Source organism: Sphingobium aquiterrae, from assembly GCF_037154135.1.
Classification (GTDB): domain Bacteria; phylum Pseudomonadota; class Alphaproteobacteria; order Sphingomonadales; family Sphingomonadaceae; genus Sphingobium; species Sphingobium aquiterrae.
In genome coordinates this window covers 119,537-135,097 of sequence record NZ_JBANFL010000013.1, presented here as the reverse complement: position 1 = coordinate 135,097, position 15,561 = coordinate 119,537, and the positions used below count along the sequence as shown (strand labels likewise).

Here is a 15,561-nt window from a genome sequence, read left to right as displayed (position 1 = left end):
GCAGAACTCTACAGCTTCAAATTCGCAATTTTCGGATGATAATTCAACATTTTATGAGAATTTTATTCTCAAGGTCTGGTATTTCCGCTATCGGCGGAACGAAACGCCCATCGCCTAGAGCTGTCTGAAGTCGGCTGGAACAGTCGACGGTGCGCAGAATACGGAAAACAAAAGACAATCAGGCGGATTCAGTTGACGGCCTAGCAACATGGGGCCGACAGCAAGGGGCGGATTCCGCGCAAACGGAAACCGCCCGATGGCCGATCAGTTCGGCGCCTTGCTCGTATCCACTTTTTCCACCCATTCCGGGTAGAAGCTCGGCTCGCGGTTGGACCAGCCCGCCGCCGTCGCCGCCGCCTCGCTGATCGACTGCAGCAGGATGCGCCGCTTTTCGGGGTGGAGATGCGGCAGGCTCGCCGCCGCGCAGAAGGCGCCGGGGAGCCAGGGCCGCGCGCCCGCGCCGATCAGCCGTTCATAGAGGAAACGATAGGCGGAAAAGCCGTTCAGCCTGTCCTGCCCCAGGTCGAAGGCGGAGACGGTGACGAGCGGCGCCATGAACGGCTCCACCTGTTCCAGCCCGCTGTCGTCGGGGACCATGGACTTGATCTCGTCCAGCCGGTGATAGATGCGCGCCTGCGCCCGGATGCTGGCCTCTTCCACCAGATCGCGCGACCACAGCTTCATCGCGTCGCGACGATGCAGGCCGATGTCGAGGGAGCGCCGGATATAGCGCTGGGTGGATGCCGGAAAACTCGCGAATTCCCGCATTTCTGCGAGGGTGATCGCGCCATCCGCAGGTTTCGATCCCATGCCCGTACCCATGCTCATGCCTCCGACTGTAAGTCCAGACAGGCCAAATATGCGCCCAACATAGTTACCGAAGCATTAAGCGCCTGTTCGGCTGACGTTCACATGGAATCAGAAATTCTTGTGCGGTGCAACATAAAAATGTCGATTGCACGACAGGGTTCGGGGGCGTCATCTGGAAAAGCGGGCACCGGTTTTGGCTGCGCTGAACCGCGCTTCTGTAAAAAGGATGCGACATCAGGATGCTGGCGCGCGCGGCTCGCATCGGATGTCACGCAACACACGCCCGCCCGGCCGCGCATGTCCGCCGCCGCCCCTGCCGGTCGCATCGTCCAACGGATCAGCCTCAACTGTCGCTTTCGTCGCCGACCTCGTCATCCTCCTCGTGAAACCCCGATGAGGGCACGGGTTCGCCATGGTGGCTCGGCTGCGTCGAAGATGCCGGGTCGGAGGCATCCATCGAATCCATCAGCCCTTCCTCCAGGCTTTCCTCGTCGGACAACACATGGTCCTGCGCGTCGCTCGGGCGCTCGGGAGGTTCATTGTCGCGGTTCGGCCGAATCAGTTTCTGATCGCCCATCTCATTTCTCCTCTTCCGTTCCAACGGCTGCGACGACCGGGAGTTCCCCCGGGCGCATCGGGCCGGATCGACCAACATCGGGGCTTTTTCGACCGGCGCCGGGCGAGAGGGGCGACAGCAGCATGTAGAGGGCATATGAGGATGGAATGACAGTTCCACCGCAAGAGGGTGAAAACGGCGTTTCCCCGACCCTCGCTTTGTTCTCCATCCTCGGCTTCTGGCTCTTCTACATGTCGCTCGTCACCGTGCGCGCCACCGTGATGGGGTTCGAGGCGCAGGGGGAAATGGCGATCAGGCGCGGCATCGTCACCATTATCGGCATCGTCATCACCTGGGTCATGTACCTGATCCTGCGCCAGTTCGATCGCAGCGCGCTGTGGATGCGGATCGTCGTCGCCTTCCTGGCGGCGGTGCCCGGCGCCTTCGCCATCGCCTTCGTCAATTTCTACATGTTCAACCTCTACGATCCGGCGGGCCTGTTCCAGGATCTGGAGCGGCATAATTCGCTCGCCGAACAGGGCTATGCGCTGCAGGAAATCGTGGAGGTGGCGCTGGGCCGCTATTTCTTCCTCGCCGCCTGGGCCGCGCTCTACCTTGCCCTGTCCTATGCCGCGGAGGCCCGCCGGATAGAGCGCCACGCCTCCCGCCTGGAACAGGCCGCGCAGCAATCGGAACTGCGCTCGCTGCGCTATCAGGTGAACCCGCATTTCCTGTTCAACACGCTCAACTCCCTGTCCAGCCTGGTGATGACGGACAAGCGCGACGAGGCCGAGCGCATGATCCTCTCCCTCTCCAACTTCTACCGCACCAGCCTGACCGGCGATCCGCTGGACGACGTGCCGCTGTCGGAGGAAGTCCAGCTGCAGCAGCTTTATCTGGAGATCGAGACGGTGCGCTTTCCCGACCGGCTGCGGGTGGTGATCGACATCCCCCCCGCGCTGGCCGATTGCTGCGTGCCCGGCCTCATCCTGCAGCCGCTCGTTGAAAACGCCATCAAATATGGCGTATCGCGGACGACACGCCCCGTCACCGTCACGATCCGCGCCTGGGAGGAAGATGGCTTGCTCAATGTCAGCGTGCATGACGATGGCGCCGCCGCGCCGGGCAGCGCGAGCCTGTATGAAGGCAATGGCATCGGCCTTGCCAATGTGCGGGATCGGCTGGCGGCCCGCTTCGGCGCCGATGGCCGGCTCGCCATCGTCCAGCCCGGCGATGGCGGCCCGGATCATGGCTATGTCACGCGGCTGACCATGCCCATGGTGCGACAGGGATGCTGATCGCATGACGACGCCGATCCAGCCGGCACCCGGCCAGCCAGCGCCCATCCAGACGCCATCCATCCGCACCATGATCGTCGACGACGAACCGCTCGCCATCGAGCGCCTCCAGATCCTGTGCGCCCGCGAACCCCGGATCGCGCTGGTCGGCACCGCATCGGATGGCGAGGCCGCCCTGCGCATGGTGGAGGGGCTGGCGCCCGATCTGCTGCTGCTCGACATCGCCATGCCGCTGCTCGACGGTCTGGGCGTGGCCCGCGCCGTGGGCCGGCTCGGCATCCGCCCGGCGATCATCTTCGTCACCGCCTTCGAAGGCTTCGCGGTCGAGGCGTTCGACCTTGCCGCCATCGACTATCTGCTCAAACCCGTCGCGCAGGACCGGCTGACCCGCGCCATCGACCGCGTCGCGCTGGCGCTGGGCGCCCGCGACGAGGCGCTTCCGTCGCCGGCCGGCGTGCCGGCATCGGCATGGGCGGAGGAATTCTGGGTGCCCCACCGTTCGGAACTGATCCGCATCGGCACCGACCAGATCGACCGGATCGAGGCGGAACGCGACTATATGCGCCTGCATGTCGGCCCGCACAGCTATCTGCTGCACCAGACGATCAGCGCGCTGGAACAGCGGCTGGACCCGCAGCACTTCATCCGCCTGCACCGATCGCACATCGTCCGCCGCGGCCATATCGCCCGGCTGCGCCATGACGGCAGCGGCGTGTGGTACGCCTGCCTTGCCGAGGGCGAGGATATCCGCATCGGCCGCAGCTACCTCAACACGGCAAAGGCGCTTGCCGGGCGCTGAGCCCCTTGCGCTGCGACCTCACCAACGATGCATCGGCAACAGCACAGAACCCCCGGCGTGGGCACGCCGGGGGTTCTGGTATTGCGCGAAGGCGGAAAGGATCAGTTGCCGACCTGCACCCGGGCGCCCGAGGTGCCGGCATCGGCATAGCGGGCCCTGGTTTCGGCACGGGCGATGGCCTTGGCGATCATCGGTTCCGTATTGGCGATCGTCTGGTCCTGGCACTTGAAGAAAGACGTGCCCTGATATTGGGCGCACACGCCGCCCGAGGCCCGGCGGATGCGCATCTTCAGGCGCTCGACATCCTTCGCGCTGGTCAGGTCGAGGTCCGCATGGTGGACGCGGGCCTGCGGTGCCTTGGCCGGCGCGCTGTCTGCAAAAGCGGGGGCGGCAAAAGCCAGCGACAGGGTGCTGGCGGCAAGGGCGGTGAATTTGATGGGGGCGAACATTGGGGGGTCTCCTCACATATCATTATCCGGTGGGTTCCGTGCCGGCGCCCGGGGGCTGGGCCGTCGATACGGAGCAGATCGACCGCATGTCGGGGGCTTCGATCGATCCGCATCGCCGGTGTATGACGGGCCGGGATTCGATGCAGTCGCGCTTCGACTGACGGCGGTGCGTTTCGGCAGGCGACAGATATGTCGACAAACGACAAGCCGGCGGCGACGAACGTCGGGCGGCGCGGAAAATCCGTTTATTCCGTAACGGAAAATGCCACGCGCCACGATGGCGCGGCATCGGCGGCACCGGGCGCGGCGACTGCGCATAGCGGGAGGAAGGGGGAGAGATATGAGCGCCCCCGGTGCAAGGGATGACCGGGGGCGCATCCTGTTGCTGTCGGGCACGCAGGATCACTGAAATCTGCCTGCGAAACGGTCGGATTCAGCCGGCCTCCTCGCTGGGATGGCCCCCTCGCACGCCCGGATGACGGGACGGTGACGATGGAGCGACGGCGGGTCGGGTGGGGGTCGGGGTATCCCGCCGCCGCTCCTGACTAGCCTGACGGCACGCCCCTTTCATTCCCGTATCGACTTTCCGCGCCCAGGATCGGCCAATGACATCCGGTTCGACCAACAGCCATCTGGCGACGACGAACGCAGGGTGCATCGCACATGCCGGCGCGGGCATGGCCGGTCAATCCATTGACGTTACGGCATGCGATAGTTTTTCTTTGCCCCGATGCCAGCCCGCGCCGCGCCCGCCCCGGCCCCCTCGCCCATATCGCCCCGCGGCCGCGCCGCCTTGCGGCCCGGCACCCCTGCCGCCATATTGCACCACGAAACCGCCCTTGCCCTAAAAGAACAAATATGGAACAAGTCAACTCATGCTGACTCACATTCTCACGCCCCGGTCCATCCGATGCTGACTCACATCAGCGTGCGTGGCGCGCGCGAACATAATCTCAAGGGCGTCGACGTCGATCTGCCGCGCGACAGCCTGATCGTCATCACCGGCCTGTCGGGATCGGGCAAAAGCTCGCTCGCCTTCGACACCATCTATGCCGAGGGGCAGCGCCGCTATGTGGAGTCGCTCTCCGCCTATGCGCGCCAGTTCCTGGAGATGATGCAGAAGCCCGATGTCGAGCATATCGAAGGCCTCTCCCCCGCCATCTCCATCGAGCAGAAGACGACCAGCCGCAACCCGCGCTCCACGGTCGCGACCGTCACGGAAATCTACGACTATATGCGGCTCCTGTGGGCGCGGGTCGGCATTCCCTATTCCCCCGCCACGGGCCTGCCGATCAGCGCGCAGACCGTCAGCCAGATGGTGGACCGCGTCATGGCCCTGCCGGAGGGTACGCGCTTCTACCTGCTCGCGCCGGTCGTGCGCGGCCGCAAGGGCGAATATCGCAAGGAGCTGGCGGAATGGCAGAAGGCCGGCTTCACCCGCGTGCGCATCGATGGCGAGATGTATCTGATCGAGGACGCCCCGGCGCTCGACAAGAAATACAAGCATGACATCGAGGTGGTGGTCGATCGCCTCGCGGTGAATGCGGAGATGTCCACCCGCCTTGCCGACAGCTTCGAACAGGCGCTCAAGCTGGCCGAGGGCCTCGCCTTTGTCGATCTGGCCGATGGCGTTGTCCCAGGACGCGAGAGCGAAGCGGAATCCGCAGGCAAGATGAAGAACAGCGGCATCCCCGCCAACCGCATCGTCTTATCCGAAAAATTCGCCTGCCCGGTCAGCGGCTTCACCATATCGGAGATCGAGCCGCGCCTCTTCTCCTTCAACGCCCCCCAGGGCGCCTGCCCGGCGTGCGACGGCCTTGGCGAGCGGCAGGAGTTCGACCCCGAACTGGTCGTCCCCAACGAAGCGCTCAGCCTCAAAAAAGGTGCCGTCGTTCCCTGGGCCAAGTCCAACCCGCCCAGCCCTTATTATATGCAGGTGCTCGGCTCCCTCGCGAAGGAATTCGGCTTCTCCCTCGAAACGCCGTGGCAGGATCTGCCCGGCGAGGTGAAGCTCATCATCCTGCACGGCACCGGCGGCAAGCCCGTCACCCTGCGCTTTGTCGACGGCAAGAAGAGCTATGAGGTGAAGAAGGCGTTCGAGGGCGTGATCGGCAACCTCAACCGTCGTCTGCTCCAGACCGAAAGCGCCTGGATGCGCGAGGAACTGTCCAAATATCAGACCGCCATGCCGTGCGAGACCTGCGGCGGCGCGCGCCTGAAGCCCGAAGCGCTGGCCGTGAAGATCGCGGGCGAGGATATCTCGCTCTCCACCCGCCGCTCGGTGGTGGATGCGCTCGCCTTCTTCACCGCCATGCCGGGCAAGCTCACCGACCAGCAGAACCAGATCGCCCGCGCTATCCTCAAAGAAATCGTAGAGCGGCTTGGCTTCCTCAACAATGTCGGCCTGGATTATCTCAACCTCGACCGCACCTCGGGCACGCTGTCGGGCGGCGAGAGCCAGCGCATCCGCCTCGCCTCGCAGATCGGCTCCGGCCTGTCGGGCGTGCTCTATGTGCTGGACGAGCCCAGCATCGGCCTGCACCAGCGCGACAACGACCGGCTGCTCATCACCCTCAAGCGCCTGCGCGACCTTGGCAACAGCGTCATCGTGGTGGAGCATGACGAGGACGCGATCCGCACCGCCGACTATATTGTCGACATGGGGCCGGGCGCGGGCGTGCATGGCGGCTCCATCGTCGCGCAGGGCACGCTGGCCGACATCCTCGCGCACAAGGACAGCCTGACCGCCGATTATCTGAACGGCACCCGCCGGATCGAGGTGCCCAAAAAGCGCCGCAAGGGATCGGGCAAGAAACTGACCGTCCACAATGCCCGCGCCAACAATCTGCGCAGCGTCACCGCGGCGATCCCGCTCGGCACCTTTACCTGCATCACCGGCGTGTCGGGATCGGGCAAGTCCAGCTTCACCATCGACACGCTCTATGCCGCGAGCGCCCGCGCCCTCAACGGCGCCCGCATCATCGCCGGCGCGCATGACAAGGTGACGGGGCTGGAACATTGCGACAAGGTGATCGACATCGACCAGTCGCCCATCGGCCGCACCCCGCGCTCCAACCCGGCCACCTATACCGGCGCCTTCACCAATATCCGCGACTGGTTCGCGGGCCTCCCCGAAAGCCAGGCGCGCGGCTACAAGCCGGGCCGCTTCAGCTTCAACGTCAAGGGCGGCCGGTGCGAGGCATGCCAGGGCGACGGCGTGCTGAAGATCGAGATGCACTTCCTGCCCGACGTCTATGTCACCTGCGACGTCTGCCACGGCGCGCGCTATAATCGCGAAACCCTGGAGGTGAAGTTCAAGGGGATGTCGATCGCCGACGTGCTCGACATGACGGTCGAGGATGCGGTGGAATTCTTCAAGGCGGTGCCGCCGATCCGCGACAAGATGGCGATGCTGGCGGAAGTCGGCCTCGGCTATGTGAAGGTCGGCCAGCAGGCGACGACGCTCTCGGGCGGCGAGGCCCAGCGGGTAAAGCTCGCCAAGGAACTCTCCCGGCGCGCCACCGGCAACACCCTCTATATCCTGGACGAACCGACCACCGGCCTCCATTTCGAGGATGTCCGCAAATTGCTGGAAGTGCTCCACGCCCTGGTCGAACAGGGCAACAGCGTCGTCGTGATCGAACATAATCTCGACGTCATCAAGACCGCCGACTGGATCATCGACATGGGCCCGGAAGGCGGCGTGAAGGGCGGCGAAGTCGTCGCCGAAGGCACACCGGAGAAGGTGGCGAAGGAGCCCCGGAGCTTTACCGGCCATTATCTGGCACCGTTGCTGGGGCTGGAGAGCGTGGCGGCGGCGTGAGAAGTGCGATTGGAGCGGAAGCCGGAAAATCCTGTTCGTTCCATTCACCAGCGAACACGGAATATGCTGCACAACCCGCTAATAGAGCGTCGTAAGACTCGCCATCAAAAGGGACAGCCCGATATTGTAAGCTATCGGTTCAGGCTTGAGTGCCAATTCGTCCATCTTCCTTTCCACCATCCTCGCGCTTTTCCCGATTGACCGGTTCCAGCACCCCTTTCATACAGGCGACGGCCATCGCACATGGGGATGCGCGGGGCTGCGTTCTCTGGGGGAAACACATTGAAGAAGATTGTCATTCTGGCCGCATTTCTGGCCATGGGGACCGTTGCGCACGCAAAACAGCGCACGGTCATCGAGGATTTGCCTAAGGAAATCATCGACAACAACCATGTCGCCACGGTCGAGGTGTCCATCGCTGACACCGCGAAGGAAAAACTGGACAAGATCGAGCTGAAGGCAGCGGAAAAGCGCAAGGAGGCCGGGCTCGCGCCCTATGACGCAGCGCTGGTTTCCGGCCATCCATCAAAGGATAGCTACGATACGTTGCCCTTTGAGGTCATGTTCCCCCTCGTCATGCAGGATGTCACCCACGAATGGGGCCTGACGGAGGAAAAGGGCACCCCCATCACTCTGCGCGTCACGGTGGAGACGATCAAGACGGCGAACGCCGCCATGGCAATCCTGCTCAGCAGCAGTTCGGACGAGTTGGCCGGCAAGGTCGAGGTGCTCAATGCACAGGATGGGCAGAGCATCGGTTCCTTCTACGTCCATGTCGTGAACAGCCATGGTGGCTGGGGCGGCATGCTGATGCGCGGCGGCGGCATCCGCGAGAAGCTCGCCGAGGAGTTCTCGCTGGAAAGCGCCCGCATCCTGACCGGCAGCACCAAGAAGGACTGGAAGAAGCGGCTGAAAGCGCGTGAGGAGGCCACGAAGGTCGCCGCCGCAACGGCGCCCGCCGCGGCGCAATGAGGGCATGGCCCATGGCGGTAGCGGCCGGCGTCATGCTAGCCGCGACCGCCCCCGCATCCGCCCGTGTCGTCGACTATGGCCTGGACAAGACAGCGATAGAGGCCGCTGCACAGGATCAGGGGATCGAAGGCCCCTTTTCCGACACGCCCGCCCCACCGCTCTATCCCGTCACGCTGACGGAACCGACAGCGGCGAACCACATCGTCAAGGTGGTCAGTATCTATTGCCAGGCATATAAGGTGGAAAATCCCGTCTCCGCCCTGCTGCTGCAACTCCTCGCCGCGCCGCCTGCCGCACCCTCTCCCATGCCGGCCGCCACGTCCGGCCTGACCCTGCACATGGTGAAGGGCTCCACCCTGCTGCGCTGTCTGGGCACGGGCGAATTCAAGAATATCTGCAAGAATGAAGTGAAACTCTCCGCCCAGGCGCAATTTGCTGCAGCGGACGGCTCTACGACAACGCTTCCCCTCACCGTCAGCGTGGAGAGGGAAGGACGCGTCGGCGGCTTTTGCGGCAATATGGCCCGCTATACCGGCATCGTCAGCCGCGAAGCCGCCATCGCCCTGATCGCCAAGGCTCGCACCGCCTATGAGGAAGCGGTGCAAAACAGGCCGTGACGCCACATTGATCGCGCGTCCGCACGCCAAGCCTGCTCACCAAAACGCAAGCGGCCCGGCGCCATGCCAAAGCCCCCGGCCAACAACGCCTGTCCCCGAACCGCTGGCCGGAACCCCTCGCCTCGTCACCCGTTACTCCCTCGAACCCCGTAGAGGAGAGGAAGGAAACGCCATGCTCCGCATGCTCATTCTGGGCGGCATCGTCGCCTATGTCGGCAAGAAGCTCCATGACGAGGGCACGCTGACCCAATTCAAGGACGACCTGACCCGCCGCCTCCGCCCCGGGGGCGCCACCCGCGCCGTCGATCAGCCTCCCGCCACCGGCACGGCGCCCGCGCGCCGACGCACGCCCGAACCGATCGCCTGAGGCCCCGGCGCGCGCCGCCTGCCCCTCTTTCCATGCGGAGACATCCCATGCGTACCCCCATCCTTGCCGCCGTCATCCTCGCCAGCCTACCGCTGGGCGCCTGCATGTCGGATGGCGGCGGCGGGCGCGGCTATGGCTATGACCGCCCCGGCGACCGGCGCCCGCCGCACCACCGCCAGCTTCGCGACAACGACTATATCTACCGCGACAATGACGGCCGCTATTATTGCAAGCGGGATGACGGGACGACCGGCACCATCGTCGGCGCGATTGCGGGCGGCGTGCTGGGCAATGTGATCGCGCCCGGCGGATCGAAGACGCTGGGCACCATTCTGGGCGCCGGCGGCGGCGCGCTCGCCGGCCGCGCGATCGACAAGAACGACGTGCGCTGCGAATGATGGCCGCTACGAAGACGGGCACGACGAAGATGGGCGCTGCGAAGACAGGTGGGCGTCGGTCGGCGATGCCCGCCTCCAGGGCAGCCCACTGACCGGCCATTTCCGCGCGACGGACAGCCTCTCACCCGTCCCCGCGCACGCTTGGTCAGGCGCCGAACGCGCCGCGCCGCAAGGCATATGGCACGGGCTGGGACTCGCGCCGGATTCCATGCTAATGTTATCTCTTGCCGGAGTCGCGAGTACAATCATAACAACCGCATCCGGCACGATGTTTCCCCCAAGGAGAGGATGGGAGAACAGCGATGTTGGACGTCAATTATTTGCTGCACAGGCAACAGATGTCGCTGCTTCAGGCAGCGGTCGCGTCCTGCCCGGAAAGCCGCGCGGTCCATGAAGACATGGCGCGCGCCTATCTCGATCAGGTCCGCGATTATGCACGCGCCAATCGCAGGGCCACAACCATCAGGGCACTCGCCACCGCAGACGCCCTCTGCTGATCGCGGCGCGACGCCGGGCAACGCACCGCCGCCCGCGATGCGGAAAACGGAATGCCGCGCCGCCTTTGCGCGCCTGCCTGTGATCGCTCGCCTTTCCTTCCCCTCGGTTGCCTCCGGAGACAGGCCGTAGGGGCGCCCGTAAAACTCCCGTTCAGGCTTGCCGGTGCATGCCGATGGCCATGACCATGCCCAAAACCCTGCGTAACGCCCTGCACAACTTCTTGCCCGGGCACCTGCTCCGCCACCGCGCGCCCGCTGCGGCGCTCGCCGCCCTGCTCGCCCTCTCCGCCTGCGCTACGCCGGAAACCCGCGTGCGCACGGGCCTGATGGATGCAGGGCTCCCCCCGCCGCTCGCCGCCTGCATGGCCGACCGGATGGTGGATCGCCTGAGCCTGGTGCAGCTGCGCCGCCTGCAATCGCTGTCCAAGGTGCGTGGCGCCGACCTGCATCGCCTGTCGATCGACCAGTTCCTGCACAAGGTCCGCGCGCTGGAAGACCCGGAGATTTTCGTCGTGACCAGCAAGGCCGCCTTGAGCTGCGCCATTTCCGGTTAGAGACCGTTTGAGAAAGCCGGTTCCAGCCCGTTCGGGCTGAGCCTGCCAAAGCCTTGTCCCTTTCTTCGGAAGAGCAGTACGGCCCCCGATCCGGGAGCGAGCGAGGCGGGCGATCCACATTTGTCTTATGACGCTCCAGGCTGACCCTACGCCTTCCCGGCACTTTGCAATTTTGCAAAGCCATTTTGCGAAGTCACGCTGGAAATCGCCCTGCAGCTGTGCTTATGCCCTGTGCATTGCACCGCACCATTCAGGGGACAGGCTTTCCATGAACATTCACGAATATCAGGCCAAGGAACTGCTGGCGAAATATGGCGCGCCCGTGCCCGCCGGCTATGCCGCCTTCACCGTCGAGGAAGCTGTCGAGGCCGCCAAGAAGCTCCCCGGGCCGCTTTTCGTCGTCAAGGCGCAGATTCACGCCGGCGGCCGCGGCAAGGGCAAGTTCAAGGAACTGCCGCCTGAAGCCAAGGGCGGTGTGCGCCTGGCCAAGACGCTGGACGATGTGAAAGCCGCCGCGACCGACATGCTCGGCAACACGCTGGTCACCATCCAGACCGGCCCCGCCGGCAAGCAGGTGAACCGCCTGTACGTGACCGACGGCGCCGACATCGCCAAGGAATTCTACCTCGCCCTGCTCGTTGACCGCGCCACCGGCCGCGTCGCGTTCGTCGTGTCGACCGAAGGCGGCATGGACATCGAGGAAGTCGCCCATTCGACGCCCGAGAAGATCCACACCTTCGCCGTCGATCCGGCCACCGGCTTCCAGCCGCATCACGGCCGCGCCGTCGCCGCCGCCCTGGGCCTGACCGGCGACCTCGCCAAGCAGGCCGCCAAGGTCGCCTCGTCGCTCTATGACGCGTTCCTGGACACCGACGCCGCGCAGATCGAGATCAACCCGCTCGCCGTCACCACCGACGACAAGCTCTATGTGCTCGACGCCAAGGTCGGCTTCGACGGCAACGCCCTGTTCCGTCACAAGGACCTGGTGGCACTGCGCGACGAGACCGAGGAAGACCCGGCCGAGCTGGAAGCCTCCAAATACGACCTCGCCTATATCAAGCTGGATGGCGACATCGGCTGCATGGTGAACGGCGCGGGTCTGGCCATGGCGACGATGGACATCATCAAGCTCAACGGCATGTTCCCCGCGAACTTCCTCGACGTTGGCGGCGGCGCCAGCAAGGAGAAGGTGACGTCCGCCTTCAAGATCATCCTGGCCGATCCCAATGTGAAGGGCATCCTGGTTAACATCTTCGGCGGCATCATGAAGTGCGACATCATTGCCGAGGGCATCGTCGCTGCCGCCAAGGAAGTGAACCTTTCCGTGCCGCTGGTCGTTCGCCTTGAAGGCACGAACGTCCAGCAGGGCAAGGAAATCCTCGCCGCATCCGGCCTTGCCATCGTCCCGGCGGACGATCTGGGCGACGCGGCGAAGAAGATCGTCGCACAAGTGAAGCAAGCCGCCTGATCGGCTTGCACATCACGACTAAACGCGCCAAGGGACGCGGCAGCCTTGAAAAAGGCGGCCGCGTCCTTGCCCGTGCAGGGGACAAGAGGCGCAGCAACTGGAGGATGATGAAATGAAAATCCTTGTACCCGTGAAACGGGTGATCGATTACAATGTGAAGCTGCGGGTGAAGGCGGACGGAACAGGCGTTGATCTTGCGAACGTCAAGATGAGCATGAACCCCTTTGACGAGATCGCGGTCGAGGAAGCCATCCGCCTGAAGGAAAAGGGCGTCGCGACCGAGATCGTGGTGGTCTCCATCGGCCCGGCCAAGGCGCAGGAAACGCTGCGCACCTCGCTCGCCATGGGCGCCGACCGCGCGATCCTGATCCAGACCGACGACGAAGTGGAGCCGCTGGGCGTCGCCAAGCTGCTCGCCAAGGTCTATGAGGAAGAACAGCCGGGCCTGGTGATCCTGGGCAAGCAGGCGATCGATGACGACAGCAACCAGACCGGCCAGATGCTCGCCGCGCTGCTCGGCCTGCCGCAGGGCACCTTCGCATCGAAGGTCGAAGTATCGGGCGACACGGTCGACGTGACCCGCGAAGTCGATGGCGGCCTGGAGACGGTGAAGCTTTCCGTCCCCGCGATCGTCACCACCGACCTGCGCCTCAATGAACCGCGCTACGCCTCGCTGCCCAACATCATGAAGGCGAAAGCCAAGCCGCTGGCGAACAAGACCCCCGCCGATTATGGCGTGGACATCAGCCCGCGCCTGGAAACGCTCAAGGTTGCCGAGCCGCCCAAGCGCGTTGCCGGCGTGAAGGTTGCCGATGTCGATGAACTGGTTGCGAAACTGAAAAGCCTGGGAGTTGCCGCATGAAGACGCTCGTCTGGGTCGAACATGAGGGCGGCGCCGTCAAGGACGCGACCCTCTCCGCCATCACCGCCGCTGCGAAGCTGGGTGAAGTACATCTGATCGTCGCCGGTGCCGGCGTCGACGGCGTCGCCGCCGAGGCCGCGAAGATCGCCGGCGTGGGCAAGGTCCATGTCGCCGACGACGCGGCCTTCGGCCATGCGCTGCCGGAGAATGTCGCGCCGCTGATCGTGGACCTGATGGGGCATCACGACGCCTTCGTCGCGCCCGCCACCAGCAACGGCAAGAACATCGCGCCGCGCGTCGCCGCGCTGCTCGACGTCATGCAGATCAGCGACATCCTGTCGGTCGAGAGCGAGGACACGTTCACCCGCCCGACCTATGCCGGCAACGCCATCGCCACCGTCCGCTCGAAGGACGCCAAGAAGGTGATCACCGTGCGCGGCACCGCCTTTGAAAAGGCGGCGCGTGACGGCGGATCGGGCGCGGTCGAGGCCGTCTCCTCCACCGGCGACAAGGGTATCTCGTCCTTCGTGGGCGCGGAGATCGCCAAGTCGGAGCGTCCTGAACTCACCAGCGCGAAGATCATCGTTTCGGGCGGCCGTGCGCTGAAGGACGGACCCACGTTCGAGGAATATATCATGCCGCTCGCCGACAAGCTCGGCGCGGCCGTCGGCGCATCGCGCGCGGCGGTCGACGCGGGCTATGTGCCCAACGACTATCAGGTCGGCCAGACCGGCAAGATCGTGGCGCCCGAAGTCTATGTCGCGGTCGGCATCTCCGGCGCGATCCAGCATCTGGCCGGCATGAAGGACAGCAAGACCATCATCGCCATCAACAAGGACGAGGATGCGCCGATCTTCCAGGTCGCCGATGTCGGCCTGGTCGGCGATCTCTTCAAGATCGTGCCGGAACTCACCGCCAAGCTGTGATCCGCGCGATCCTGCCCTGAAAGCAGAAGGCCCCGGTGAGAAGCCCGCCGGGGCCTTTTGCATAGGCCCCAGACATGGGATGCCGCCAGTGAGCGCCGAGATTTTCGAACCCCTGCTGCGCCGGCCCGGCCTGCTGATCGAGCGCATCGTCTCCCACGGACAGACGACCCCGCCCGACCAGCCCTATGTTCAGGCCCATGACGAATGGGTGACGCTGATCTCCGGCAACGCCCGCCTGCTGCTGGAAGGCCGCGAGGAATGCGCGCTCGCCCCGGGCGACCACATGCTGATCCCCGGCGGCATACGCCATTGGGTAACGTTCACCGCGCCCGACGAGCCCACCGTCTGGCTAGCCGTGCATATGGGCCTCCCCCAGGAGGAGTGAGTCGGAGCCGCTTATGTCGATTTGGGTGGATTTCAGACAGGCAGGTTTGGGACGCTTTCGTGCAACAATCGGACATCGGAAAGCTAAGGGATGCGCTGTGCTTATCGCTAGCACGACTGTGGAGCCTCACATGAAATTCAGTTGGTCGTCAGAAAGTCACATGCCCGCAGACGCGGCACTGATGCGCTGTGCGGGACCAATTGGCGATTTTCTTCAAAAGCGTTTTGCAAGTGGCACGCTCAAGGCCTCACCGATTGAACTGCGCTATGTTCCAATCATCATGCCGACCGACATGCACGACCATTACAAAGAAAGATCGCGGATAAGAATCAAGCAACAGCTTTATGATTGCGCACCTCATCTTTTCTATGATGTTTTCGTAAATGGGAGCCTTGAGGATCAACTCAGGGAGTATGTAGGCGGGTTAGCGAAGAGCCTACCCCATCTTCGACGCTTAGGGTTGTCGAACGATCAACTCTCCGAAGTTGAAGCCGCTTTTGCCGATGCGGCAGGAGGCCATTTTAGTTGACCGGTTTGGAGGCACATGGATCGTGCGTTTGATGACCAAAAATGGTCGTTTGCGGATGCCGTCAGCCAAAGATTATCCACAGCAGTAAGCCGCCGATGATGAAAGGCCCTAGCAACGCTGCCGCACCGCCGATCCATCCCCATTTTCGATAGGATAGTTCGACCACGCCTTCCCAAAAGCCTTGGATTATAATTTCAGCAAGCCACGCCATTTTGGTACGATGCCTGCCTACCAGAACGTCTGCAATCAGG

General features: G+C 64.1%; 18 protein-coding genes. 14 read left to right on the top strand and 4 right to left on the bottom strand.

Annotated features, from left to right (window positions below):
- Window positions 1–264: 264 nt before the first annotated feature.
- Window positions 265–822, bottom strand: a complete 558-nt coding sequence (locus WFP78_RS15160; protein ID WP_336964049.1) for a hypothetical protein — start codon at window positions 820–822, stop codon at window positions 265–267.
- Window positions 823–1,153: 331 nt separating this feature from the next.
- The gene (locus WFP78_RS15155; RefSeq protein ID WP_336963991.1) at window positions 1,154–1,387 is read right to left on the bottom strand and encodes a hypothetical protein; all 234 of its coding nucleotides are present in this window, start codon (window positions 1,385–1,387) and stop codon (window positions 1,154–1,156) included.
- Window positions 1,388–1,533: 146 nt separating this feature from the next.
- On the opposite strand from WFP78_RS15155, the gene WFP78_RS15150 reads away from it, so the two are divergent.
- Window positions 1,534–2,664, top strand: coding sequence for a sensor histidine kinase (locus tag WFP78_RS15150; RefSeq protein ID WP_336963987.1), 1,131 nt, complete (start codon window positions 1,534–1,536; stop codon window positions 2,662–2,664).
- 4 nt (window positions 2,665–2,668) lie between these two features.
- The gene (locus WFP78_RS15145) at window positions 2,669–3,463 is read left to right on the top strand and encodes a LytR/AlgR family response regulator transcription factor (protein WP_336963985.1); all 795 of its coding nucleotides are present in this window, start codon (window positions 2,669–2,671) and stop codon (window positions 3,461–3,463) included.
- A 101-nt stretch (window positions 3,464–3,564) separates the two neighbouring features.
- Here the strand turns inward: WFP78_RS15145 and WFP78_RS15140 are convergent, their stop codons facing one another.
- Complete coding sequence (locus WFP78_RS15140; RefSeq protein WP_336963982.1) at window positions 3,565–3,912, bottom strand: UrcA family protein; 348 nt, start codon at window positions 3,910–3,912, stop codon at window positions 3,565–3,567.
- A 910-nt stretch (window positions 3,913–4,822) separates the two neighbouring features.
- On the opposite strand from WFP78_RS15140, the gene uvrA reads away from it, so the two are divergent.
- The 12 genes from uvrA to WFP78_RS15080 all read left to right on the top strand — a co-directional run bounded on the left by uvrA (window position 4,823) and on the right by WFP78_RS15080 (window position 15,310).
- Window positions 4,823–7,735 carry an excinuclease ABC subunit UvrA gene (uvrA, locus tag WFP78_RS15135; protein WP_336963979.1) on the top strand — a complete coding sequence of 971 codons (2,913 nt, stop codon included), beginning with the start codon at window positions 4,823–4,825 and terminating at the stop codon, window positions 7,733–7,735.
- A 282-nt stretch (window positions 7,736–8,017) separates the two neighbouring features.
- Entirely contained in the window at window positions 8,018–8,707 is a 690-nt protein-coding gene (locus WFP78_RS15130; protein ID WP_336963976.1) for a hypothetical protein, read from the top strand.
- 11 nt (window positions 8,708–8,718) lie between these two features.
- A complete protein-coding gene (locus WFP78_RS15125) occupies window positions 8,719–9,324 on the top strand; it encodes a hypothetical protein (RefSeq protein ID WP_336963973.1) in 606 nt (201 codons plus the stop codon).
- 172 nt (window positions 9,325–9,496) lie between these two features.
- Window positions 9,497–9,691: a hypothetical protein gene (locus WFP78_RS15120; RefSeq protein WP_336963970.1), complete on the top strand. Its 195-nt coding sequence runs from the start codon at window positions 9,497–9,499 to the stop codon at window positions 9,689–9,691.
- A 47-nt stretch (window positions 9,692–9,738) separates the two neighbouring features.
- Window positions 9,739–10,089 (top strand): glycine zipper 2TM domain-containing protein, encoded by a 351-nt coding sequence (locus WFP78_RS15115; RefSeq protein WP_336963967.1) that lies wholly within the window; start codon window positions 9,739–9,741, stop codon window positions 10,087–10,089.
- A 302-nt stretch (window positions 10,090–10,391) separates the two neighbouring features.
- On the top strand, window positions 10,392–10,586 hold the full coding sequence (locus tag WFP78_RS15110; RefSeq protein ID WP_336963964.1) for a hypothetical protein: 195 nt from the start codon (window positions 10,392–10,394) through the stop codon (window positions 10,584–10,586).
- Window positions 10,587–10,771: 185 nt separating this feature from the next.
- Window positions 10,772–11,140: a hypothetical protein gene (locus tag WFP78_RS15105; RefSeq protein WP_336964046.1), complete on the top strand. Its 369-nt coding sequence runs from the start codon at window positions 10,772–10,774 to the stop codon at window positions 11,138–11,140.
- Window positions 11,141–11,408: 268 nt separating this feature from the next.
- Complete coding sequence (sucC, locus tag WFP78_RS15100) at window positions 11,409–12,608, top strand: ADP-forming succinate--CoA ligase subunit beta (RefSeq protein WP_336963961.1); 1,200 nt, start codon at window positions 11,409–11,411, stop codon at window positions 12,606–12,608.
- Between the two features lie 112 nt (window positions 12,609–12,720).
- The gene (locus tag WFP78_RS15095; RefSeq protein WP_336963958.1) at window positions 12,721–13,470 is read left to right on the top strand and encodes an electron transfer flavoprotein subunit beta/FixA family protein; all 750 of its coding nucleotides are present in this window, start codon (window positions 12,721–12,723) and stop codon (window positions 13,468–13,470) included.
- Window positions 13,467–14,396: an electron transfer flavoprotein subunit alpha/FixB family protein gene (locus WFP78_RS15090; RefSeq protein WP_336963956.1), complete on the top strand. Its 930-nt coding sequence runs from the start codon at window positions 13,467–13,469 to the stop codon at window positions 14,394–14,396. Before WFP78_RS15095 ends, WFP78_RS15090 begins: the two co-directional genes overlap by 4 nt.
- An 88-nt stretch (window positions 14,397–14,484) precedes the next feature.
- Window positions 14,485–14,781 (top strand): cupin domain-containing protein, encoded by a 297-nt coding sequence (locus WFP78_RS15085; protein WP_336963954.1) that lies wholly within the window; start codon window positions 14,485–14,487, stop codon window positions 14,779–14,781.
- A 130-nt stretch (window positions 14,782–14,911) separates the two neighbouring features.
- The gene (locus tag WFP78_RS15080; RefSeq protein WP_336963952.1) at window positions 14,912–15,310 is read left to right on the top strand and encodes a hypothetical protein; all 399 of its coding nucleotides are present in this window, start codon (window positions 14,912–14,914) and stop codon (window positions 15,308–15,310) included.
- 61 nt (window positions 15,311–15,371) lie between these two features.
- Here the strand turns inward: WFP78_RS15080 and WFP78_RS15075 are convergent, their stop codons facing one another.
- Window positions 15,372–15,521, bottom strand: coding sequence for a hypothetical protein (locus WFP78_RS15075; RefSeq protein WP_336963949.1), 150 nt, complete (start codon window positions 15,519–15,521; stop codon window positions 15,372–15,374).
- Between the last annotated feature and the right edge of the window lie 40 nt (window positions 15,522–15,561).

What these genes read in the sequence shown, in the direction of transcription:
- WFP78_RS15160 (WP_336964049.1), bottom strand. Translation starts at nt 822, where the DNA reads ATGGGTACGGGCATGGGATCGAAACCTGCGGATGGCGCGATCACCCTC.
- WFP78_RS15155 (WP_336963991.1), bottom strand. Translation starts at nt 1,387, where the DNA reads ATGGGCGATCAGAAACTGATTCGGCCGAACCGCGACAATGAACCTCCC.
- WFP78_RS15150 (WP_336963987.1), top strand. Translation starts at nt 1,534, where the DNA reads ATGACAGTTCCACCGCAAGAGGGTGAAAACGGCGTTTCCCCGACCCTC.
- WFP78_RS15145 (WP_336963985.1), top strand. Translation starts at nt 2,669, where the DNA reads ATGACGACGCCGATCCAGCCGGCACCCGGCCAGCCAGCGCCCATCCAG.
- WFP78_RS15140 (WP_336963982.1), bottom strand. Translation starts at nt 3,912, where the DNA reads ATGTTCGCCCCCATCAAATTCACCGCCCTTGCCGCCAGCACCCTGTCG.
- uvrA (WP_336963979.1), top strand. Translation starts at nt 4,823, where the DNA reads ATGCTGACTCACATCAGCGTGCGTGGCGCGCGCGAACATAATCTCAAG.
- WFP78_RS15125 (WP_336963973.1), top strand. Translation starts at nt 8,719, where the DNA reads ATGGCGGTAGCGGCCGGCGTCATGCTAGCCGCGACCGCCCCCGCATCC.
- WFP78_RS15120 (WP_336963970.1), top strand. Translation starts at nt 9,497, where the DNA reads ATGCTCCGCATGCTCATTCTGGGCGGCATCGTCGCCTATGTCGGCAAG.
- WFP78_RS15115 (WP_336963967.1), top strand. Translation starts at nt 9,739, where the DNA reads ATGCGTACCCCCATCCTTGCCGCCGTCATCCTCGCCAGCCTACCGCTG.
- WFP78_RS15110 (WP_336963964.1), top strand. Translation starts at nt 10,392, where the DNA reads ATGTTGGACGTCAATTATTTGCTGCACAGGCAACAGATGTCGCTGCTT.
- WFP78_RS15105 (WP_336964046.1), top strand. Translation starts at nt 10,772, where the DNA reads ATGCCCAAAACCCTGCGTAACGCCCTGCACAACTTCTTGCCCGGGCAC.
- sucC (WP_336963961.1), top strand. Translation starts at nt 11,409, where the DNA reads ATGAACATTCACGAATATCAGGCCAAGGAACTGCTGGCGAAATATGGC.
- WFP78_RS15095 (WP_336963958.1), top strand. Translation starts at nt 12,721, where the DNA reads ATGAAAATCCTTGTACCCGTGAAACGGGTGATCGATTACAATGTGAAG.
- WFP78_RS15090 (WP_336963956.1), top strand. Translation starts at nt 13,467, where the DNA reads ATGAAGACGCTCGTCTGGGTCGAACATGAGGGCGGCGCCGTCAAGGAC.
- WFP78_RS15080 (WP_336963952.1), top strand. Translation starts at nt 14,912, where the DNA reads ATGAAATTCAGTTGGTCGTCAGAAAGTCACATGCCCGCAGACGCGGCA.
- WFP78_RS15075 (WP_336963949.1), bottom strand. Translation starts at nt 15,521, where the DNA reads ATGGCGTGGCTTGCTGAAATTATAATCCAAGGCTTTTGGGAAGGCGTG.